We start from the raw sequence: 20,395 nt of genomic DNA, 5'->3' as shown, positions 1-20,395 counted from the left end.
GGCCGCGCCGAGCAGCCGAGGACCTGACACGGCCGACCTACGACGCGGGTTCCAGCACGACGACCGGAATCTGCCGGCTGGTCTTCCGCTCGTACTCGGCGAAGCCCGGGTACGCGTCCTTCTGCTCGCTCCAGATCCGTTCCCGCTCGTCCCCCTCGGCGACCCTGGCGACCAGCTCGACCAGGTCCGTACCGATTTCCGCCTGGACGCGCGGATGAGCCAGCAGGTTGTGGTACCAGTCGGGATTGGTGGGGGCGCCGCCCTTGGACCCGAACACGGCGTAGCCACCGTCCACCTTCTGGTACATCACCGGGCTGACCCGGGTCTGGCCGCTCCTGGCACCCACCGTGTGCAACAGCAGCAGCGGCGCGCCGGCGAACTGGCCGCCCACCTGCCCTCCATTCGCGCGGAACTCCTCGATGATCTTGTCGTTCCAGTCGCTCATGACGTCTCCTTGCCCACGGACCGGCTCCTCAATCCTCGTCGGCAAACCGGCTGCGACGCGACGTTGCGGCACGAGCCGGCACCAACCGACCCAACGGTACGCGTGGACGCCGGTCTTCCGGCGCGCGAACGCGATCCCCCCGACGCGCCCCACGGTCGGCCCGGGGTCGCTACCTGTGGAGGCAGAACGGATGGCCCGCCGGGTCGAGCAGGACCCGCACGTTGTCCTGCGGCTGGTGCGCGGGCAGCTCGGCGCCGAGGCTCAGCGCGTGCGCCACGGCTTCGTCCAGGTCGACGACACGGCAGCCATAGGATGTCTGTGTCAACGCGTCGCCCGCTCCGACCCACCGGCCGCCGAGCCGCGCCTCGTGGATCTCCGCGGCCACCGGGGTCCCCTCGGGGTCAAACGATGGACAGCGGAGTCCCGGCGACCGATCAGCTGCGGCAAGGTGGGGACAGACGGTGTCGATCGAGGCCGGTCATCAGCAGGCGTCCGGACCGATCAGCTTCTCACCGCCGGATCCCTACAACGTGGTGGCGGCCGCCGACGCGTTCGGCGGAGGCGCGGCGCCGGTCCTGGCCGGATTCGCCATCGCCCTGATGGGTCTGGCGATCGACATCCACAGCAACCTGCACGCGCCCGGCCTGGTGATCCTGCTCTTCGCGACCTCGACGGTATCGCTGTTCCACGTGGTTCAGGTCAACGCACAGGCGCGAGCGTACGGCGTCACCCCGTCGCAGGCGCTGGAGTGGTACTCGGACTCGGACATGCCCGACCGGCGCCAAGCGGTCGCCGAGGAGTTGCGCCAGCATCAGCAGGTGTGGAGCCGACTCGTGCGTCGGTCCCGCTACTCGTTCAACATCGGGCTGGTGGGGTTCCTGATCGGCGGGGCCGTCATGGCCATTCCCGGCAGGGCGGCGGATCTCGGCCCCGGCCGGATCGCGGCGGTGGCGGTGCTGGGTCTGGCGGCGGCGATCGAGATCGTGGCCATCGTCGGTGACAGCCGGATCGCCCGATACCGGCCGCTGCGCTGGACCTGGCGCGTCGCGGGGTGGGCATCGGCGCTGCCGAACGCGGAACGCGAGCGACAGCGCCTCACCCGGGACCCCTGCTGATCGTCCGTCCCGGCGGGACTACTTCCCGGCGGGCGGGTCCTTCCTGGCCGCCTCCGCCGCGCGCAGCCGACCGTCCCATCGTCCCTTTTCGACGCACCGGGTCAGGTGATCCTGGCCGAGCCCGACCTCACAGTGCGGACAACGCCGGGCGACGCCCCTGTCGACCAACGAGTGGAACGGGCGGGGGCGCCGGGTGGAGACGTACGCCACCACGACCGCCGCCGCGGCCAGGGCCCAGGTGGCCCAGTCACGGTCCTTGTCCTTGTCCTTGTCCTTGGGACGCTCGCTCACTTGCCGATCCTCCGCAGGTAGTAGCGCCCCGAGCGGTCAACGGGCTCGTAGTCCTTGCGGAGGCGGGACACCGCCTTGGGGTCGCGGGCCGCCACCGCAACCTTCACCAGGAACCGAGCGGTCGCCGCGCCGACGATTCCACTCAGTACGGCGAGCGCCGCCGCGGCGCCACCCGCGGTGCCGACGGCGCCCGGTCCGCCGGTGAGCGCGGCCGCCGACGGGGTCGACAGGATCGCAATGACAGCGGCCACGATCGCCCCGGCCGCCACACCCCAGGCGACGGGACCAACGGCACGCAGAGAAACCACCGTCGTCTTGATGTTGTACGAAATCTCGATCTCGTTGGATCCACTTCGGATCGCCTTACCCAGGCCCTCCGGGCTGTCGACAACGCTCATGAACACCGCCTGATCCTGCACGTGGCCGAGGGGGGAGACGCTCTACCGTCCGTACAGGGCCGAACCCTTTGCGGCGCATCGACATTCCCACCACGAAATGTACGTAGCTCGGCCCGTTCAGCTTCCGGCCATGGTGATGACCAGTTTGCCGCCCTTCGGGCGCCGGTCACGCTCCAACTCGGTCAGGGCGGCAATCGCCTCGGCCAACGGGACCGTGCGGGCGATGGGCAGGCGCAGGACCCGGGCCACCTCCGCCAGGTCGGCGGTGACCAGCCGGCCCATCATCGCCCGGAACGGGCCGGGCAGCACACTCCTGATCATTTTGGCCGGGGTCGGAACGATGTCGACGATGGTTCCCCCCGGCTTCAGCAGCCTTCGGGCCGCGGCGGAGGAAAGCACGCCGGGCGTGTCGAGAACGAGATCGAACCGTCTGGCGAGGACCGCCGGGGCGAAACCGAAACCCACGACCGGATCGACGCCGAGTTCGCGGGCCTCGTCCGTCGCGGTGTCGCGGCAACTGCCGGCGACCGAGGCTCCCCGCGCCCGGGCGAACTGCACGGCGGCCCGGCCCACCCCGCCCAGGCACCCGTTGACGAAGACCGCCTGCCCGGGCCGGACCTCCGCCAGGGCCTGACGGGCGGTCACGCCCACGGTCGGCAGCGCGGCGGCCTGCTCGTACGAAAGGTCCACCGGTTTGAGCACGACTGCCTTCTCCGGGACCGTCACCGCCTCGGCGAACGCCCCCGCCTGCCGGAACCGAGCCCCGCCGAGTACCGCGTCGCCGACCTTCAGGCGGGTGACACCGGCGCCGACCGCCTCGACGACTCCGGCGAAGTCGTGCCCCATCGCCCGCGGAAAGGAGCGACCGGTCAGCAACTTCATCTCGCCGTTGCGCATCTTCCAGTCCAGCGCGTTGGAAGCCGCCGCCCGGACGCGGACGAGAACCTCGTCCGGACCGGGGCGCGCCGGCTCGAACTCGGCGAGCGACATCACCTCCGGGCCGCCGTAGCGGTCGTACTGAAGGCGCTTCACGAGGCGTATTCGTTCGAGATCTCGGTGGCGTAGTTCTTCCACAGCGGTCGCATGGTCTCGGCGTTGACCGGCTGCCCGGAATCGATCATGGCCTTGAAGTCGCGGAAATACTGCACGTACAAATCCGGCGTGAACGTGTTCAGCATGACGGCGTTCTCGTCGCCGATGTTGGCGAACGTGTGCGGCGCCCCGGTCGGCACGATGACCCAGGTGCCCGGCCCGGCGTCGTACTGATCCTCGCCGACGGTGAAGCGGAAGGTTCCCGCCAGGACGTAGAAGCCCTCGTCATGCTGGGCATGACGATGCTGCAACGGGCTCGGGGTGCCCGGCGGAATGGTGACCTCGGCAAACCCCAGCCGATGGTCGGTGTGCTCGCCGTTCTCCAGGATCCGGATCTGCTGCGCCCCGCTGCCGAGGATCTCGCCCTCACCGGGGCGGACGATGTTCACCTTCGCCACGACTTCTCCCGTCGCTATTGCCTGCCCTGATCACCACAATCCTGTTCCGGGCCGGCCGTGCGCGTCTTGGTCGTCCGCGCACGGTTGCTGGTTACCAGTGCGCGGGCGTTGTAGCCGAACGTCGCCTTGAAAAGCTTGCTGAAATGAGTGGGATCGGAGAAACCCCACCGGGCGGCCACGGCGGTGACCGTACGTCCGCCTCCGGTCAGCTCGGCCCGGCAGCGTTCCAGGCGGCGACGCCGGATCAGGGCCGCGACGGTGAGCGGCTGGTCCTCGAACAGCTTGTGCAACCGGCGTACGGAGATGTGGTGGGCGGCGGCGATGCCCAGCGGGGACAGATCGGGATCGGCCAGCCGGGTCTCGATGTAGCCGGCGATCCGGTTCCGCAGCCGCTCGTCCGGGACCGATCGCTCGTCGCCCAGCCGGGCCTCCAGCGCGACCGCGATCAGCTCGATGACGGCCGCCGCCGACCGCAACGCCTCCGCCTCACGGAACTCCGTCGCCGACCGCGCCGACTCCCGAGCCAGCACGGAGACGAGAGCGCCCGGACCGTGGCTGCCGTCGATGCGTTCGCCGACGAGCCGGTCGAGCTGCGCGGGCCGGATCCGAAGCTCCCGGCGCGGAACCAGAATGGTGACGTGCGCCGCGGCGGTGCTCTCGAACCGCAGCGTACGCGTGGGATCGAGCAGCACCAGGTCGGTCGGCCCGAGTTCGGCGTCGCCGCGCCCCTGCTCGATCCGCGTCCGGCCCCGGGCCATCACCTTGACCGCCAGGTTCGCGCCGTCGGAGGCGTCACGCTCCCGCCCGATACAGGCGCTCTCGGGCGTGTCGAGTGAGACCAGCCGCAGCGGTCCGAGGTCATGGACGGCGATCCGGCCCCGGAAGTCGGCCCCGGCGAGCTTGTTGGCCAGCGGCGGAAACCCGCTGGCGGCCAGCTCGTCCTGGAACGTCTCAAGATTGCCGATCACCGGTCAACGATAACGGCGAAACGTCCGCTCGGGCATCGGCTGGGTTGCAGCGGCGAAGGCCCTCCGTCAACGGCGACCCGTCCCCGTTGGTGACAAAATTTGTCACAATCTCCAACAAGACCGCAATGATCAAAAGTGAGAACTGCAAGACGATCGGTGGACGCCGACTCGACCGCACCAGCCCTCCCCAGTGATGATCCGATAAGCACACAGTGACCGGCGCCCGCACACCCCAGCAGACCGCCCCAACGCCGAACCACGTCACACGACTCTCCGGCGACACTCCGTTGTTTCGGCGGAAGGAGTCCGGCCGACGGTCGCCAGGTCGTACCGGTCTGGGTAGCTACAAAGGCTCGCGGTCTCCCTCGGCGGCACGGGCGCCGCGCCAACTGCCGCAGCGGGGACCGGCCACATTGAGGTGATCTCAGCAAAGTCGCGGCGTCGATGCGACCGACACGGGCATAGCAGTCCATAACGGATGGTGCTGGAAGTAGGCGTGGAGCCATCGGTAGACAGGTCTTTGCGACAAGATCCAGTCTTCGAGAGGGCTCCACGTGATCACCTATTCTGCCAGGCTCGACGTCCCAAGGGAACTCGTCCAGCACGTCGCGCGGCTGCTGCGCGCCGAACGTCGGGCGGTCGGCACCCGCCGCCGTACCAGGGCGTTGACCTGCTTCTACCAGGCGCTTCTGGTACTGGTGTGGTTCCGCAAGGGTGAGGACAAGACCACCCTCGCCGCCGGATTCTGGGTATCCAGGGCCACGGCGTACCGGTACGTCGCCGAGGCCGTGCGCGTCCTCGCGGCGCAGACACCGACCCTGCACGACGCCCTCAAGCAGGTTGCCGCCGACGGCTGGTCACACGTGATCCTGGACGGGAAGCTGTTCGACACCGACCGGCTGGCCGAGACCACCCTGTCGGTCAAGGGCGACACCATCGACGCCTGGTACTCCGGAAAACACCGCGACTTCGGCGCGAACATCCAAGCCGTCATGCGCCCCGACGGGCTACCCATCTGGACCGCGGACGCGATGCCGGGACACCTGCACGACCTGACCTGCGCCCAGGAGTTGGACATCACCGGCGCCCTCTACCGGGGCCGCCTCCCACCTGCACCTGCCGACCCTGGCTGACTCCGGCTACGAAGGCACTGGCCAGGGCATCCACACCCCGTACAAGCAACCCGCCGACCCCTCTCGGTCAGGATGGTGTGAGACACCCCGTGTGAGTGGGGTGCTGACCTGAGGACGGGGATCGGAGATCCTTGTGTACGTGTCCACTTCATCTGGCAAGCAGCCGGCCACCGGCAGCGGGGCCGACCCGGCGCCGAAGCCGTCGCGGCGGGTCTTCAGCCCGGAGTACAAGCTCGCGATGGTCGCCGAGTACGAGAACGCCCCGAACGGCGAGAAAGGCGCGATCCTGCGCCGGGAAGGCCTGTACTCGTCACACATCATCGAATGGACACGGGCCCGCAACGCCGGGCACCTCGGCCACGTCGACAGCGGCGGGAAAACGGATACCGCCGCCCCCTCTGCGCCACGGGTGAAAAAGTCCGCGGACCAGATCGAGTTGGAGAAGCTGCGCCAGCAGAACGAGAAACTGCGGGCGGACCTGACAAAGACCCGGATGGCGTTGGACATCATGGGAAAAGCGCACGCGCTCTTGGAAGAACTCTCCGGGAGCGCGGACAACGACAACCCGCCGAGGAGATCCTGACCGCCGCGTTCGCCGAGCTGCGCGACGCGGATGTCCCGGTCCAGCGGGCGTGCGCGTTGGCGGGGACCTCGCGGGCGACCCACTACCGGCGGGCGCGGCCGGTCGGACCGCGACACGGGCCGTGGCTGCCCCGGACCCCGCCACCATGGACGCTCAGCACGGCCGAACGTGACCGGGTCCTCGCGGTGTTGAACTCGCCCGGCTACGCCGATCTGGCGATTCCTCAGGTGTGGGCGCGGGAACTCGACGCGGGCCGCTACCACTGCTCCATGTCCACGATGTACCGGATCGCGCGTGCGGCCGGTCAGAGTCGGGAACGACGCCGGCTGGCGACCCACCCACCCCGGGTACGGCCGGAGCTGGTCGCGACCGGGCCCGGTCAGGTGTGGTCCTGGGACATCACCGCGTTGAAGGGGCACGTGAAGGGCGTCTGGTACCGATGCTACGTGATCATCGACATCTACTCCCGCTACGTCGTGGGTTGGCTGGTCGCGGCCGCCGAGGACGCGGTCGTGGCCCGTGACTTCCTCGCCGCCGCGATCGGCCGTAACGGGATCGAGCCGCACACGATCCACGCCGACCGTGGTGGCGCGATGGTGTCGAAGCCGGTGTCGGAGATGCTCGTCAACCTCGGTGTCCTCCGGTCGCATTCCCGACCCCGGACGTCGAATGACAACCCGTACTCGGAGGCGCAGTTCAAGACGATGAAGTATGTGCCGGACTTCCCGGCCAGGTTCGGGTCCCTCGCCGACGCGAGAGCGTTCTGCGACGGGTTCTTCACCGCCTACAATCATGAGCATCGGCATTCCGGGATCGGCTGGCACACCCCGGCGTCGGTGCACTACGGCACCGCGGAGCAGGTTCGTGAGCACCGCCAACGCGCCCTCGACGCCGCCCACGCCGCTCACCCGGACCGGTTCACCCGTCGGCCACGCGCCCCGAAGCTGCCCGAGCAGGCCTGGATCAACCAGCCAACCCAGCAGGCACAAACCGTCTCAACTTGACTTGACAACTACCGGACGGCCACCGCCTCGCGGTCGACAACCGCGCACACAACGCGATCCTCCGATCAATGCGATGCCTCGGAGAACGCGGCTTCGCCATCCTGACCGGCCGCTGGCGAACTCTGCGACACACCACCGCCAGCCCACGACAAACCGGCAACATCGTCCGCGCCGCCCTCCACCTCACCCACTTCGAATACCGATACCTACCGGATCCCTGCTGAGATCACTTCACTGTAGTGGGTCAGGTCACCGAGCTGGGTGAGCGAAAGTCCCGCCGCGATGCGTCGCCTACGCAGCTCCGCGCCGAACGAGATCGGCTCAGCTTCTGCCGCCCAATCACGATCTTGTGATTTCCGATCGTTGTCCACCCGGTCAACGATGATCGATCATTTGTGCTACGTCGAGACCTTGACGGCCGCCTTGCCTTGATGATCGGCCATGCGAGGTTTCCTGTTGTCTCTTTCGAGAAGGAAGAACATCCGTCTTGCGACGCGGTCGGCAGCGATGACACTCTACGACGTGTCCGAAGGGGGGACCGGAGTCCATGGCGTCCCGGATCTTTGTCAGTTACCGCAAGTCGGATCAAGCTGCCGTTGCAATACTGCTCGACGAATCGATGCGAGCCCGTTTCGGGGACGAGGCGGTCTTCCGGGACAGCCGCAGCATCCCGCTTGGCGCGGATTTCCGGTCGAAGCTCTGGCATGCGCTGAAGGAGTCCGATGTCCTGCTCGCCGTGATCGGTGAGAGGTGGTTGTCCGCCGAGCAGGACGGCGTCCGTCGGCTGGATATGCCGGACGACTATGTACGTCTAGAGATCGCTAACGCCCTGCGGTTCGGCTTGGACGTCGTGCCTGTGCTGGTCGGTGACACACCCCTACCGTCTGTGGACGATTTGCCTCGCGACCTGCGGGAGTTGGCGTACCGCCAGTACATCCGACTCGACGTTCGGACTGCCCATCGGGACCTGGACACGCTCGCTGACCAGATCGCGAGGATCATCGGTAGCCAGGTGGGCGGGACGCCCCCGCCGCCACCGATCAGACAGATCAACAGCGGCGAGGGTCAGTACACCGTGGTCGCCATCCGCATCGACAGGTTTGTCGACCGACCCGACCCGGAGCAGGGCGCCCTACGCGCGACGATGTACGAGCAGTTGCTCCTCGCGGCCGCCGACGCGAGCCTGCCATGGAGCGACTTCTCGGTACAGGACTACCTCGGCGGGGTCCACCTGTTCGTACCCGGATCAACTTCGCCCGCTGCCATCTTGGTGGACTACCTGGACGCGCTGGAGAAGCGGCTGACAGACTTGCCCGCGGCTGGGCGCCACGAGGTGCGTCTTCGGGTCGCTATCCACCTCGGAATCGCGAGCCGGGACCCGCATGGCTGGGCCGGCGCCGCCTTGGCCGTCGCCGACCGGTTGGTCACGGCCGCCGCTCTCGCCGACGTACTGGCGGCCCGGCCTCGGGCACGGGTCGCCCTGATCGTCTCCGATGGCCTGTACGAGACGGTGGTCAGACCCGGACACCGCGACATGGATCCGAACAGTTTCGCCGCTGTCGACGTCAAGGCAACTGGTCACCGGACAACCAAGGCGTGGGTACGGAACGGGTCGGGTCCGAGACCGGTGTCGCGTCGGCGTTGGCCGTGGCGGGTGACGATCGGGCTCGGTGCGTGCCTCGGCCTTCTCGTTCCGCTCGCCTTCATCCTGCTCGACGGTCGCCCCGACCCGCGCCCGCCGGGAGGAACGACCGTTCAGCTCACGGACAACCGAGCGGGCACGCCGGTTTTCAGCGACGTGAACGGCACTCCCGCAGACACCGGCCGCATCCCATTCGGCACCTCAGTTCACGTTTCATGCAAGGTTCAAAACACCGTCGGCGGTATGACAAGCGTCCTGTACTGGTACCGCCTTGAGAGCAAAGAGTGGCGGGGCCTGTACGCGCCATCCGACACCTTCGCCAATGGCGATGCTCCCGGTACGGGCGGGAGCACGAGGGTAGATGCCAATGTACCGGACTGCTGATCCCATCAAGGAGCGGACGTGAAGATCACCACCGCCCGCACGGTTCCAGTCGCCGTCATGGTCGCGATCCTTGCTGTACTGCTGTTCGGCACGGACCTCGTAAGGGCACGCCAGGGGACCACTCCGACCGAACACCGTGCGGTTCTCAACTCGGATCTCGGCTGGGTGAACCTCCGTCAGTGCACCAAGGCGACCTGCGTCGTGCTCGACCAGCCCGACAACGGCACCGTCGTCATCGTCCGGTGCTGGACAGGTGGGCAGGTCGCCGACCCCGACAACCATCCGGGTCTCAACCGGTGGTACCTGGTAACGAAGATTGACGGACGATACGTCGGTTCCTCCGGCTACGTATACGCTGCCCTGGTCAAGACACCGCCCCAAGAGCTGCCGGGATGCAGCCAGCGGGAAGGCATGACCGAGATCGGAACCCGCTACCCACTCATTCCGGAGGCCGGTCAGACGGTCACTCTCGCACGCGGACCCGCCGCGCAACAGGGCTACTGGTACTCGGTCACGGTACGTGGACTGCGTCCGCACACTGCGGTCGAGGTACGGTGCTTCGACTCGGAGGACGACACTCCCACCGACTTCCTACCGGACAATGTCGGATTCCGTCGCTACCCGATCCGGACCGACGCGAACGGCGACGCCCACAGCGAGAGCGGCTGCTACTCCGCCGTGAACGGGAAGCACACCGTGTCGGTCGACGACTGGTACTCGAACAGCGTGCTGTGGGGCGCCTCGCCAGGTGACGAACCAGCTGCGACCGGCGCTGCTCCCGAGCAGCTCGCCGCAGCGCCCCGTACGCCGGGAACAGGTAGGACGGACAGCCCGATGGTCCGGCTCGCGAGAGGTGCGGCGGCGCCGAAGGGATACCGGTACGCGGTCACTCTCCGCGGCTTTCCTGCCAGCAGCACCATCAGCGTCACGTGCTACGACAGCGTCTCGCCCAGCGGCTTCTACAGGTTCTCCCTGCGCACCGACAGCGATGGAGGCGCCAGCACGACTAACCAGTGCTACTCGGGCGACGGGCCGGATCACTGGGTCACGGCGAACGGCGTCGAGTCGAACCACGTGACCTGGTCCGGTGAGCCGAACGCCCCAGTCCCCCGGCTCCGCCGCCGCCGGCTCCTCCAGCCCCACCCCCACCTCCGCCGCCCCCTGCCGTCCATCTGGCGAGAGGACCGACAGCGCCGGCCGGCTACCGCTTCGCGATCACGTTGAACGCCTTCACCCCGCACACGAGCGTGACGGTGACCTGCCACGACTCAGTCGACCCCGGCGGCTTCTACACATTCAGCCTGCGAACCGACGGCAATGGTCACGCGTTCACCCAGAGTTACTGCTATTCCGGCGACCACCCAGACCACTGGGTACGGGCGAACGGAGTCGAATCCAACCACGTCCAATGGTAGCCACGCCCTTGTCGTTGCCCGCCACGCCTTCGGCATCCTGGTCCCGGCGCTGCTGGCATCGTTCGCGCTCGGCGGTTGCAGCCGCGAGCGAACGGTCGAGCCGTCGTCAGCCCCAACCCCAGCCCAAGGGCTGTCTGCGGTGCAGTTGGCTCAGGGGCCTGCCGCAGAGCAGGGCTATTACTACGCCATCAGCCTCAGTGGGTTTCCGCCGCAGTCCGACATCACCGTCGTCTGCCGCGACAGCATCACCCCCGATGGCTTCAAGACCGGAACCCTCAGGACCGACGACGGAGGTATTGCAGCATCGGAGTCGTTCTGTTACTCGGGCGAAGGCGAGGAACACTGGATCACTGCCAACGGACAGGAATCGAACCGGGTTCGCTGGGTCCAGTCATCCGGCTCACCCTCTGCGGCCAGCGTACTCGTCGCGCAGGGTGCGGCTGCGCCGTCCGGCTACTGGTACATCGTCACGCTGCGCGGGTTCCGAGCCAGGTCAGAGGTCACCGTGATCTGCCGGGACAGCGCAGACCCAGACGGCTTCAAAACCTTCACCATGCGCACCGACAACTCCGGAATAGCCTCGACCCAGCGAGCATGCTTCTCCGGGGAAGGCGCAGAGCACTGGGTCACCGCCAACGGCACCGCCTCCAACCGGGTCCGGTGGACCGAAAGCGCATCTGGGCAGGTCATCCTCGCCCAGGGGGCCGCCGCCGATGCCGGCTACTGGTACGTGGTGCGGCTGCGTCACTTTCCGGCGAGGTCGGATGTGACGCTACAGATCTTGAATGGTCAGGTTGTGTCGGGTTCGAGGGTCAGGCCGGTGTGAGCGAGGAAGCCGTCGAGTAGGTCGGTGCGGTACTGGATGCTCTTGAGTCGGTGTTTGATGATCGCTTGGAGGTGGTCGACGCCGTTGACGGCGAGGTTGCCGATGCTGCGTTTGAGGTGGGACCACACGGCTTCGGTGGGGTTGAGGTCCGGGGCGTAGGCGGGTAGCCGGATGACGTGAAGCCAGTCCCGGGCGTCGATCATCTGCCGCATGGCGGCGCTGATGTGGGTGTTCAGGTTGTCCCAGATCAGCACGATCGGCCCGTCGAGTTGCTGGTGGGCGGCGTCGAGGAGGGCGATGTAGTCGCGTTCGCTGAAGCTGCGTCGTTCGTTCTTGCGGCCGCGGTGGGTGATCGTGCGGTAGATCAGCCGGGACCGTTCGCCGGGCCGGTAACAGGTCAGCCCGGCGATCGAGACGCGACCGGAGCCCTTGCCCGACACCGGAACCACAGGGGTGTGCCCGCGTCGTCCCCAGGTGCGTGCCTTCGGTGGGCGCAGCGTCTGACCGGCCTCGTCTTCGAAGACCAGCCACGCCTGCCGCTGCGCCGCTACCGTTTTCCCGCCGGCCACGTCTCCCGCCGCCACGTGATGATCGCGGCCTCATCCCGCTCGACCGCGCGGTGCTTCGGTACCTGCACCGACCAACCCAACCGGTACATGATGTTCGCCGTGCCGCGCAGCGTGTACCGGGTGCGGAACATCCGGGCGATCAGGTCCGACACCCGGGCCAGGGTCCACCGCTGATCACTACCGAACCCGTGCGCCGCCGGCCCCTGCTCCAGGGCTTCGGCCAGCCGCCGCAGCCGACCCTCATCCAGCCGACACCGAGACCCACCAGGCCCCCTCGACGCGAGGGCCTGCTCACCACCGGCCCGCCACCGCTTACGCCACCCGTACACCGCCGTCTGCGACACCCGCAACCGGCGCGCGATCTCCGGCACCGACACGTCCTCGGCGAACCACCCGGCCGCCTCCCGCCGCACCGCCTCACGCTTCGCCCGCCCCCGCGCGGACAACCCACCTCCATCGGGATACCTCATCCCATCGATCTACCCGAACCCCAAGCCGTCACACAGACCACATCGGACGAACCTGACCATTCAAGATCTGTAGTGTGCCGGGACACCGCCGATCCGGGCGGCTTCAAGACGTTCACCATGCGTACCGATGGTTCCGGGGCGGCCTCCACGGAACAAGCCTGCTACTCAGGTGACCCGGGCGAACATTGGGTCACCGCCAACGGAACTCCCTCCAACCGGGTCAGATGGTAAGGGCCCGATCGGTACCGCGAGATCCCCGCCGGCTCGCACACAGCTGGGCACCTTCAGCATCCAGGATGGACATGCTGACGACGCTCAGCCTTGATCCACCGATGAGGGTCGGTTCGACGGGACCCTGGATATAGAAGGTGCCCTGTCGGGTGGCCGGAGGGAGTCTCACCCTCCGGCTCCCACAGATCCCGGCGTGAACCTCTCGGCTCACCGGGCTCTTGTCATCCTGATCACCAGACGGTGGAGAGCGAGGTGACCCATCTCCAGTGGGCGAACAGGCTCCGTCGCTTCTCGACGGTTCGTCGCCAGTGCTGGAGGGCCTTCTTCTTGCTCCGCAGCCGTTTGAGCTTCCGACGGAGGAAGCGCATCAGGTAGGCGTTGATGCGTTCCAGGAGCGGGTGCAGTTTGGAGCGGTAGAACGCTCCGTAGTACTGCATCCAACCCCGCACGATCGGGTTGATCCAGCGCGCGAGATCGGCAAGGGTCAAGTTCGTCTTGTAGTGCAGCTTCCACGAGCGCACCGTCGCGTTCATCTTCATCTGGGCCGCGTCGCTGCGCGCCGGTAGGAACCCGTTGAAGGTCTGGCCCCGCCGGTTACGTGCTCCACGCTGCCGAAATGTGAAACCGAGGAACGTGAACGATGTGTGCTCATACGAGCCTCGCCGGTTGCTGTCCTGGCAGTAGACGATCCGGGTCTTGTCCGGATGCAGTTGCAGGCCCACCTGCCGCATCCGCTCGGCGATCGCGTCCCGCACCTGGACGGCACGGGCCTCGGTGCGACAGTGCACCACCGCGTCGTCGACGTAGCGGGCGAACTCGACGTCCGGGAACGTCCGTGCCAGCCACGCATCCAGCGCGTAGTGCAGAAACAGGTTCGCCAGCGCGGGTGATACCGCAGAACCCTGCGGGGTTCCCCGCTCCCGACGGATCACGGTCCCGTCCGCGGTGACCATCGGCGCGGCCAGCCACCGCTTCACATACAAGATGATCCACGGCTGGTCGGTGTTGGCCTCCACGGCTTTGACCACGAGATCCCACGGGACGCTGTCGAAGAACTTAGCGATGTCCATGTCCACCACCCAGTTCATCCGCCAGCAGCGTTCCTTGGTCCGCTCGACTGCTTGCAGCGCCGACCTGCCAGGACGATAGCCGTAGGAGTCGCGGTGGAAGATCTGCTCCATCCGCGCTTCCAGCCTCGCCGCGACCACGGTCTGCGCTACCCGGTCCCCCACCGACGGCACCCCCAACGTCCTGGTGCCCCCGGCCTTGGGGATCTCCACCGCTTTGACCGGCGGGGGAAAGTAGCTCCCCGACGACATCCGATTCCAGATCTTGTACAGGTTGTTCTGCACATCCTGCTCAAAATCGGCGATCGACTGTCCGTCGATCCCAGCGGCACCCTTGTTGTCCCTGACCTTCTCCCACGCCCACCAGACCTCCATCTTGGAGATCTCGAACGGCTTGCCTGGTGACTGCTGCTCGGCCACCCGACTCCTCCCCGACCCGAACCGGGCCCGGTTGATCGAATCTCCGAACCACGAATGACCTGGCCCCTTCGCTCCACCCCCACCGCGTCAAGCAGGAGCTTCACCACTACTACGGGCCAGTCCGCCAGCGTCGCCGCATCGGTACTCAGCCCCTCCCGGAGCTACCGGTCGGAACGCTCCCTCTCGCCGCCCGATCACCCGGACAGCCGTATCGGCTCCGCCTTCCCACGTTCCACGTGAAAGCCGCAGATCGAGCTCGCGCCGCCTATATGCCGGACACCACCTGGCCAGTAAGTGGGTAGCCGCCAGACTCATCCCAGAGCAGATCAGATGCCCCGGTTTCGATGTCGACCATTCTCCCTTTCGACACTTCACAGGCTGTGACACAACGCCTTCTCGATCCCCACCTGACACTTGAACAGCGCCTTTTCCACCTCGCTCACCACGACGGTCTTCAGCCAACGCAGCAGGTGGCGGTTTGAAGCCTCCCCCCACAGGGCGACTCCGAGGGGCCAAACCCTCATCTTCCACGCAGCACCGCTTCCGAAAATCTACCTACATAGATCTCCTTCCGCGCGCGTGGCACACCTGAGCTGGAAGGATAGGAGTTGCGAAGCTTCTACCGTCCGGTTCGAGAGGGCACCTCGCAGGTGAGATTACGCTATGACGCGCCGGTGACGGCCGCGACGTTCGATGATCCGAATCTGGTGTCGTGTGCCGGGCTGGTGCCGGTGATGCGGCTTGCCGAGCAGGCCGGTCTGCACGATGCGGTCGCCGCTCGGGTGAGGGTGCCGACGGACAGGGGCGCGAACCCGGCCGGTAAGGTCGCCACGATCGTGGCCGGGATGTGCGCCGGCGCGGACAGCATCGACGACCTCGACGTGGCTCGGCATGGTGGCATGCGGTCACTGTTCACCAGCGTGTACGCGCCCTCGACGTTGGGTTCGTTCCTGCGCACGTTCACCCATGGGCATGTGCGGCAGTTGCAGGCCGCGGCCCGGCAGACGTTGATCGGCCTGGCCGCCCGGGTGCCGTTGCTGGCCGGCGCGGACGTGCTGACCTTTGTGGACATCGATTCGATGCTGCGGCGGGTCTACGGCAAGCGTAAGCAGGGCATCGGGTTCGGTCACGCCAAGGTCGGCGGCTACAACGTCTGGCTGCGCGGCTACAACCCCCTGATCGCGACGGTGTCCACACCGCTGTCGGCGCCGGTGGTCGCTGCTACCCGGCTGCGTTCGGGTAACACCGGTTCCGGCAAGGGCGCTGCCAGCATGATCGCCGAGACGATCGGCACCGCCCGGGCCTGCGGCGCGTCGGGTGAGATCGTGGTGCGGGCCGACTCGGCGTTCTACGCCAAGACCGTCATCACCACCTGCCGCCGCCATCAGGTGCGGTTCTCGGTCACCACCCGCATCGACGCCAAGATCCGTACCGCCTGCGCAGGCATCAGCGAAGACCAGTGGGTCGACATCAAGTACCCGCAGGCGGTCTGGGACGAAGACGAGCAACGGTGGATCTCCGACGCGCAGATCGCCGAAACCCGCTACACCGCGTTCGCCGGCACCCGGCACGCCGTCACCGCCCGGCTGATCGTGCGCCGCATCCGCCGCGACGACCCAGCTCAAGCCCCGGGCCAGGAAGAACTCCTACCCGACTACCGATATCACGCCGTGTTCACCGACAGCCCCTACACCCTCGTGCAGGCCGAAGCCCAGCACCGTCAACACGCGATCATCGAGCAAGTCAACGCGGACCTGATCGCCGGCCCCCTGGCCCACCTGCCCTCAGGCCGATTCTCCGCGAACGACGCCTGGCTGACCTGCGCCGCCATCGCCCACAACCTCACCCGCGCGGCCGGGCACCTCGCCGCCGGCACCTGGAAGACCGCACGCCCCGCGACCATCCGGGCCCGAATCATCACCATCGCCGCCCGCCTCGCGCACCGGGCCCGCACCATCCACCTGCACCTACCCGAACACTGGCCCTGGCAGGCCGCGTTCGACAACCTGTTCACCGCCGTCCAACCGGCACCCGGCTAAGCACCTCATACCAACCGAAACCAGGCGGCCCACCCACAGGCCACGAACCCCACCCCAGCCCCCACCGACCACCCCGGAGCGTAACTAATCAGGTCGTTGGTCGTACGCTGGTTTGATCTTGGTGGGGTGGTCGGGCAGGATGTCAGGATGCCCGAGATGCCGTCCATCGTGGAGTTGTTGGAGCGGCTCGTCGCGTTGGAGAAGGCTGTCGCGGCGCGTGATGTCCGGATCGAGGCCCTGGAAGCGGAGAACGCTGAGTTGCGGCGCCGGTTGGGTCAGACCCCGCGGAACTCGAACATGCCGCCCTCGGCGCAGGGTTTGGACAAGCCCTCACCGAAGTCGTTGCGGGGTCGTTCGGGGCGGCGCGTGGGTGGCCAGGGCGGGCATGAGGGACGCACCCTGCGGCAGGTCGAGGTCCCGGACGAGATCGTGCGGCATGAGCCGGCCGTGTGTGCCGGGTGTGGTGACGGGCTCGCCGACGCCACGGTCGTGGCGGTGACACGCCGTCAGGTGTTCGAGATTCCCGAGGTGAAGGCCCGCGTCGTCGAGCATCATCTGGTGGCTCGCCGTTGCGGATGCGCGACGGTGACCTGCGGCAAGGCCCCGCAGGGCGTGGACGCGCCGGTGCAGTACGGACCTCGCCTGACCGCCGTGGTGGTGTATCTGCTGGTCGCGCAGTTCGGGGCGCAGAAACGTGTCGCGCAGGCGGTCGCGGATCTGTTCGGGGTGCCGATCTCGCAAGGCAGCGTCGCCGCGATGGCCGCCCGCGCGGCCCGCCGGCTCGATGGTGACTTCCTCGCCGCCCTGCGTGCCGCTCTGGCCGGCGCTCAGCTGGTGCATTTCGACGAGACCGGGTTCAGGGTCGCGGGCCGCCTGCACTGGGTCCACTCCGCGTCGACCGGTAAGTACAGCTTGCTCTACGTGCACCCGAAACGGGGCCGGGAGGCCATGAACGCCGGCGGGGTCCTGCCGGTGTTCGCCGGGATCGCCGTGCACGACGCGTGGGCGCCGTATGACTGCTACCCGAACGTGACTCACGCGTTGTGCTGCTCGCATCTGCTACGCGAGCTCGTCGCCGCGGGTGAACTCGACCCGGCAGCGACCTGGGCTGAACAAGGCATCCGGGCATTGAGCCTTTTTCATCCTGCGTAGCGGGCGGCTTCGACGTGGTGCAGGACGAGGATGGCCTGCACGATCGCGGTGGCGCGGCGTGGGCAGCAGCGCAGCTTGACCAGGATCTTCCAGGTCTTGAGCGTGGCGATCGCGCGCTCACCGCGGGCGCGGATCTTCGCGTGCGCCCGGTTGACCGCCTTCTGCCGGCGTGACAGCTTCGGCCGGAAGCGGCGCCGCTTGAATGGGGTGCGCAGGCTGCCGCGGGCGCCCTGGTAGCCCTTGTCCGCGAAGGTCATCACGTCGGCGCTGGTCAAGGCTTCGATGATGTCGTGGGTGCGGGCGGCGGTCAGGTCATGCGTTGAACCGGGCAGCGCGGCCGATGCCCAGACGAGACGCCCTGCCGCATCCGCGATGACCTGCACGTTCACGCCGTGACGTTTGTGCTTGATGCCCCTATGTATGTCAAGCCGTAGAGGGCTGTGGCGGTGTTGTCGGGGTCATTGAGGCGATGATGATCCGGTAGATGGCGCGGGCGAGGTACCGCTTAAGGCAGCGGATGATCTCGCGTTTGGACAGACCCTCGGCGGTCCGTCGCTGCATGTAGTCCCGCGTTCTCGGGTTCCAGCGCAGTCCGATGAGCACGGCTCGGTACAGCGCCGCGTTGGCTTGGCGGTGGCCTCCGCGGTTGAGTCGTCGACGTTGGGTCTTGCCCGAGGACGCCTCGACTGGACTGACTCCGCAAAGGGCGGCGAAGGACGCCTCGCTGGCAAGCCGACCTGGGTTGTCGCCGGCGGCGATCAGTAGCGTGGCGGCTGTGTCGGGGCCGACGCCGCTGATCCGCAGCAGTTCTGGTGCTGTGGATTGCACCGCGCCCGCGATGCGGTGCTGCAGATCGCGGATTTCGGTCTCGAGGTGCTGGATGCGGCGGGCGAGCTGTCGTAGCGTGTACAAGCTTGCCGCAGTGACGGCGTCCTGGGCATCGACGTCGAGCTGGCAGCATCGCGCGACCAGCCGGGAAGTATTCAGCAAGGCGAGGGCTTCACGCAGTGCGGGCTCGGCAGTGACCACGATGGCCTTGAGCTGGTTGATGGCCTGGACACGGGCTTTGACCGCCGAATCTTTCGCGGTCTTGAAGATCCGCATCGCCTCGACCAGCCCGTCGGCGGTCTTCGGCAGCGCGGTCGCATCTCCGGCGAGGACGGCCCGGGCGGCGGCCTCGGCATCCACCGCATCGCTCTTGCCGCGCCGGCGCCGCACGGACCGGTCCGGCCGATTGACCTCGATGACATGCACGCCCGCTGCACGTAGCAGCCGGGTCAGCCCTGCCCCGTACGATCCCGTGCCCTCAACCCCGGCCAGACGCAGCGGGCCATAAGAGCGTGCCCACATCACCATGTCGCGGTAGCCCGACTTCGTCGTCGGGAAGTCTCGACCGGCCAGCAGCACACCCAACGTGGTCAGCACGACCGCGACGTGCACATCCTTGTGGGTATCGACGCCCAACACCACCTCGTGGTCGCCGGTCTCAGTCTGGCCTTCCTGCGGCATGATGGTCACGGCTGCTCTCTCATCGAGGAACGGAAACGGTGGCCGTCGCCGGGCCGGCGCCCGCGGTCAGGACTGTGACGGTGCCTTGTAACGGCAAGGCCCCTATCGGGACACGCCACGCCGGCTCGGCGGCAGCAAGCACCGCCACAGAACCCGGTCGACAGATCAAGCACAGGGCACCGACAGGGCCAACCAGAGTACGGGTCAGACCGAACCCCGAGGCGGCATACAGAGATTCTCACAGCCGGAGTAGTACGGCTTCTGGTCGGCGACCCGGTCGATCGGGATCAGCGTGCCGTCCAGGATCGCGTAGGCCAGTTGCCGGATGCGCCGCATGGCGGTGTCCAGGTCCTCGGCGGCAGCGCTGAGCAGGGCGATTGCTTCTTGAACATAGCGCCAGGCGGTCGCGACGCCGATCTCGAAGCCGGCGGCGAGGCGGGTGTAGGTGTCGCCGTTGCGCAGGTGGGCCAGGGCGAGTAGTGCCTGGCGGCCCGGGGTCAGCCGCCTCCACCGGGATCTGCGCTGCTGGCGGTGGCCGCGGATGCGTTCGGCGAGGTGGTTCAGGGCCTGGCTGGACAACGGGATCGTGGCAGGGTAGGACAGCATGGCGAGGCTCCCGGTCGGGGCATCGGGTCTTGGTCGATTTGCTGTCCTACCTGGAGCCTCGCCCTCATCGATCAGCACCCCTGCCGACCCGGACTGACCTGCAAGATCAGGTTGGAAAAGGCTCATTGCTGGCCCTCAAAACCGCCGCCGAGACCGCCATCCTCGCTGGCGAGGACCACATCCCGGCCGATATTCTCGCCGCCGGTGTCGCGTCGTTCCGGCACGCCGCGCTGATCGGAGTCAAGGACCACGCCGGTCAACTCACCCCGATCGGCAAGAAGCTGCACGCCCTGGCCCGCAGGATGCGCGAACGCATCGACGACTACCTGCGTTTCGCTCAGGACCCTCGGCGATGTCCGTTCGACAACAACGCCGCCGAACGCGAAGTCCGCATGGTCAAAGTCCGGCAGAAAATCTCCGGCGCCATGCGCACCCTCACCGGCGCCGAACACTTCTGCCACCTGCGTTCCTACCTCGCCACCGCCGGCAAACACGGCATCAACCAGCTCGACGCACTCATCCAACTGGCGTCCGGCCGACCATGGATACCCGCAGCCAGCTGACCTGATTAGTTACCCCGGAGCAAGCCGATCACGTAATCGGCCGACTCCCACTGCCCCGGAATCACCCAATACCGA

At 67.4% G+C, this 20,395-nt stretch carries 21 protein-coding genes and 3 pseudogenes; 10 read left to right on the top strand and 14 right to left on the bottom strand.

The window, feature by feature from the left end; genetic code table 11:
• Positions 1 to 37: 37 nt before the first annotated feature.
• Both CIK06_RS08735 and CIK06_RS30715 read right to left on the bottom strand, forming a co-directional pair.
• Positions 38 to 445, bottom strand: a complete 408-nt coding sequence (locus tag CIK06_RS08735) for a nitroreductase family deazaflavin-dependent oxidoreductase (RefSeq protein ID WP_095564399.1) — start codon at positions 443 to 445, stop codon at positions 38 to 40.
• A gap of 169 nt (positions 446 to 614) precedes the next feature.
• Positions 615 to 743, bottom strand: a pseudogene (locus CIK06_RS30715) (VOC family protein); the annotation flags it as partial.
• Between the two features lie 163 nt (positions 744 to 906).
• Here CIK06_RS30715 and CIK06_RS08725 point away from each other — a divergent pair.
• Complete coding sequence (locus CIK06_RS08725) at positions 907 to 1,560, top strand: hypothetical protein (RefSeq protein ID WP_095564398.1); 654 nt, start codon at positions 907 to 909, stop codon at positions 1,558 to 1,560.
• An 18-nt stretch (positions 1,561 to 1,578) separates the two neighbouring features.
• On the opposite strand, the gene CIK06_RS08720 is transcribed toward CIK06_RS08725, so the two are convergent.
• From CIK06_RS08720 to CIK06_RS08700, 5 genes are all read right to left on the bottom strand, one after another.
• Positions 1,579 to 1,851 (bottom strand): hypothetical protein, encoded by a 273-nt coding sequence (locus CIK06_RS08720; protein WP_095564397.1) that lies wholly within the window; start codon positions 1,849 to 1,851, stop codon positions 1,579 to 1,581.
• On the bottom strand, positions 1,848 to 2,270 hold the full coding sequence (locus tag CIK06_RS08715) for a hypothetical protein (protein ID WP_095564396.1): 423 nt from the start codon (positions 2,268 to 2,270) through the stop codon (positions 1,848 to 1,850). Before CIK06_RS08715 ends, CIK06_RS08720 begins: the two co-directional genes overlap by 4 nt.
• A gap of 96 nt (positions 2,271 to 2,366) precedes the next feature.
• Positions 2,367 to 3,281 carry an NADP-dependent oxidoreductase gene (locus CIK06_RS08710; protein WP_198348143.1) on the bottom strand — a complete coding sequence of 305 codons (915 nt, stop codon included), beginning with the start codon at positions 3,279 to 3,281 and terminating at the stop codon, positions 2,367 to 2,369.
• Positions 3,278 to 3,739 (bottom strand): cupin domain-containing protein, encoded by a 462-nt coding sequence (locus tag CIK06_RS08705; RefSeq protein ID WP_095564395.1) that lies wholly within the window; start codon positions 3,737 to 3,739, stop codon positions 3,278 to 3,280. Before CIK06_RS08705 ends, CIK06_RS08710 begins: the two co-directional genes overlap by 4 nt.
• Positions 3,740 to 3,753: 14 nt before the next feature.
• Positions 3,754 to 4,707: a helix-turn-helix domain-containing protein gene (locus CIK06_RS08700; RefSeq protein ID WP_095564394.1), complete on the bottom strand. Its 954-nt coding sequence runs from the start codon at positions 4,705 to 4,707 to the stop codon at positions 3,754 to 3,756.
• Positions 4,708 to 5,261: 554 nt separating this feature from the next.
• On the opposite strand from CIK06_RS08700, the gene CIK06_RS08695 reads away from it, so the two are divergent.
• From CIK06_RS08695 to CIK06_RS08690, 3 genes are all read left to right on the top strand, one after another.
• Positions 5,262 to 5,840 carry a transposase family protein gene (locus CIK06_RS08695; RefSeq protein ID WP_232534089.1) on the top strand — a complete coding sequence of 193 codons (579 nt, stop codon included), beginning with the start codon at positions 5,262 to 5,264 and terminating at the stop codon, positions 5,838 to 5,840.
• A 139-nt stretch (positions 5,841 to 5,979) separates the two neighbouring features.
• Complete coding sequence (locus CIK06_RS29860) at positions 5,980 to 6,423, top strand: transposase (RefSeq protein ID WP_198348410.1); 444 nt, start codon at positions 5,980 to 5,982, stop codon at positions 6,421 to 6,423.
• Positions 6,417 to 7,427, top strand: a complete 1,011-nt coding sequence (locus CIK06_RS08690; RefSeq protein WP_095567671.1) for an IS3 family transposase — start codon at positions 6,417 to 6,419, stop codon at positions 7,425 to 7,427. Before CIK06_RS29860 ends, CIK06_RS08690 begins: the two co-directional genes overlap by 7 nt.
• 206 nt (positions 7,428 to 7,633) lie before the next feature.
• On the opposite strand, the gene CIK06_RS29855 is transcribed toward CIK06_RS08690, so the two are convergent.
• Complete coding sequence (locus tag CIK06_RS29855) at positions 7,634 to 7,798, bottom strand: helix-turn-helix domain-containing protein (protein WP_198348142.1); 165 nt, start codon at positions 7,796 to 7,798, stop codon at positions 7,634 to 7,636.
• A gap of 176 nt (positions 7,799 to 7,974) precedes the next feature.
• Here CIK06_RS29855 and CIK06_RS08685 point away from each other — a divergent pair, with 176 nt between their 5' ends.
• The 3 genes from CIK06_RS08685 to CIK06_RS29220 all read left to right on the top strand — a co-directional run bounded on the left by CIK06_RS08685 (position 7,975) and on the right by CIK06_RS29220 (position 11,694).
• Complete coding sequence (locus CIK06_RS08685) at positions 7,975 to 9,453, top strand: toll/interleukin-1 receptor domain-containing protein (RefSeq protein ID WP_095564393.1); 1,479 nt, start codon at positions 7,975 to 7,977, stop codon at positions 9,451 to 9,453.
• An 18-nt stretch (positions 9,454 to 9,471) separates the two neighbouring features.
• Positions 9,472 to 10,677, top strand: a complete 1,206-nt coding sequence (locus tag CIK06_RS29850) for a hypothetical protein (protein WP_198348141.1) — start codon at positions 9,472 to 9,474, stop codon at positions 10,675 to 10,677.
• Between the two features lie 330 nt (positions 10,678 to 11,007).
• Positions 11,008 to 11,694 carry a hypothetical protein gene (locus tag CIK06_RS29220; RefSeq protein WP_157756656.1) on the top strand — a complete coding sequence of 229 codons (687 nt, stop codon included), beginning with the start codon at positions 11,008 to 11,010 and terminating at the stop codon, positions 11,692 to 11,694.
• On the opposite strand, the gene CIK06_RS08670 is transcribed toward CIK06_RS29220, so the two are convergent.
• The 3 genes from CIK06_RS08670 to ltrA all read right to left on the bottom strand — a co-directional run bounded on the left by CIK06_RS08670 (position 11,658) and on the right by ltrA (position 14,451).
• Complete coding sequence (locus tag CIK06_RS08670; RefSeq protein WP_232533820.1) at positions 11,658 to 12,278, bottom strand: IS630 family transposase; 621 nt, start codon at positions 12,276 to 12,278, stop codon at positions 11,658 to 11,660. The genes CIK06_RS29220 and CIK06_RS08670 overlap by 37 nt on opposite strands.
• The gene (locus tag CIK06_RS08665; RefSeq protein ID WP_232534087.1) at positions 12,242 to 12,709 is read right to left on the bottom strand and encodes a winged helix-turn-helix domain-containing protein; all 468 of its coding nucleotides are present in this window, start codon (positions 12,707 to 12,709) and stop codon (positions 12,242 to 12,244) included. The genes CIK06_RS08670 and CIK06_RS08665 overlap by 37 nt, the downstream gene beginning before the upstream one ends.
• Positions 12,710 to 13,194: 485 nt before the next feature.
• Positions 13,195 to 14,451, bottom strand: a complete 1,257-nt coding sequence (gene ltrA, locus CIK06_RS08660) for a group II intron reverse transcriptase/maturase (protein WP_198347944.1) — start codon at positions 14,449 to 14,451, stop codon at positions 13,195 to 13,197.
• Positions 14,452 to 15,101: 650 nt separating this feature from the next.
• Between ltrA and CIK06_RS08655 the strand changes: the two genes are divergently transcribed.
• Positions 15,102 to 16,490 (top strand): IS1380 family transposase, encoded by a 1,389-nt coding sequence (locus CIK06_RS08655; RefSeq protein WP_157757003.1) that lies wholly within the window; start codon positions 15,102 to 15,104, stop codon positions 16,488 to 16,490.
• Between the two features lie 147 nt (positions 16,491 to 16,637).
• Entirely contained in the window at positions 16,638 to 17,642 is a 1,005-nt protein-coding gene (locus CIK06_RS08650; RefSeq protein WP_157756655.1) for an IS66 family transposase, read from the top strand.
• Here CIK06_RS08650 and CIK06_RS08645 read toward each other — a convergent pair.
• From CIK06_RS08645 to CIK06_RS08635, 3 genes and pseudogenes are all read right to left on the bottom strand, one after another.
• Positions 17,630 to 18,049, bottom strand: a pseudogene (locus tag CIK06_RS08645) (transposase family protein); the annotation flags it as partial. The gene CIK06_RS08650 and the pseudogene CIK06_RS08645 sit on opposite strands and share 13 nt — an antisense overlap.
• A gap of 16 nt (positions 18,050 to 18,065) precedes the next feature.
• Entirely contained in the window at positions 18,066 to 19,151 is a 1,086-nt protein-coding gene (locus CIK06_RS08640; protein WP_095567532.1) for an IS110 family transposase, read from the bottom strand.
• Between the two features lie 243 nt (positions 19,152 to 19,394).
• A pseudogene (locus tag CIK06_RS08635) lies at positions 19,395 to 19,757 on the bottom strand (transposase family protein); the annotation flags it as partial.
• Positions 19,758 to 19,786: 29 nt separating this feature from the next.
• Here CIK06_RS08635 and CIK06_RS08630 point away from each other — a divergent pair.
• On the top strand, positions 19,787 to 20,320 hold the full coding sequence (locus tag CIK06_RS08630) for a transposase (protein WP_157756654.1): 534 nt from the start codon (positions 19,787 to 19,789) through the stop codon (positions 20,318 to 20,320).
• The last annotated feature ends 75 nt before the right edge of the window (positions 20,321 to 20,395 follow it).

Source organism: Plantactinospora sp. KBS50 (assembly GCF_002285795.1).
Taxonomy (GTDB): Bacteria; Actinomycetota; Actinomycetes; order Mycobacteriales; family Micromonosporaceae; genus KBS50.
The sequence above is the reverse complement of the archived record's forward strand: the minus strand, read 5'-3'. Positions and strand labels throughout refer to the sequence as shown.

What these genes read in the sequence shown, in the direction of transcription:
- CIK06_RS08640 (WP_095567532.1), bottom strand. Translation starts at nt 19,151, where the DNA reads ATGCCGCAGGAAGGCCAGACTGAGACCGGCGACCACGAGGTGGTGTTG.
- CIK06_RS08650 (WP_157756655.1), top strand. Translation starts at nt 16,638, where the DNA reads ATGCCCGAGATGCCGTCCATCGTGGAGTTGTTGGAGCGGCTCGTCGCG.
- CIK06_RS08735 (WP_095564399.1), bottom strand. Translation starts at nt 445, where the DNA reads ATGAGCGACTGGAACGACAAGATCATCGAGGAGTTCCGCGCGAATGGA.
- CIK06_RS08685 (WP_095564393.1), top strand. Translation starts at nt 7,975, where the DNA reads ATGGCGTCCCGGATCTTTGTCAGTTACCGCAAGTCGGATCAAGCTGCC.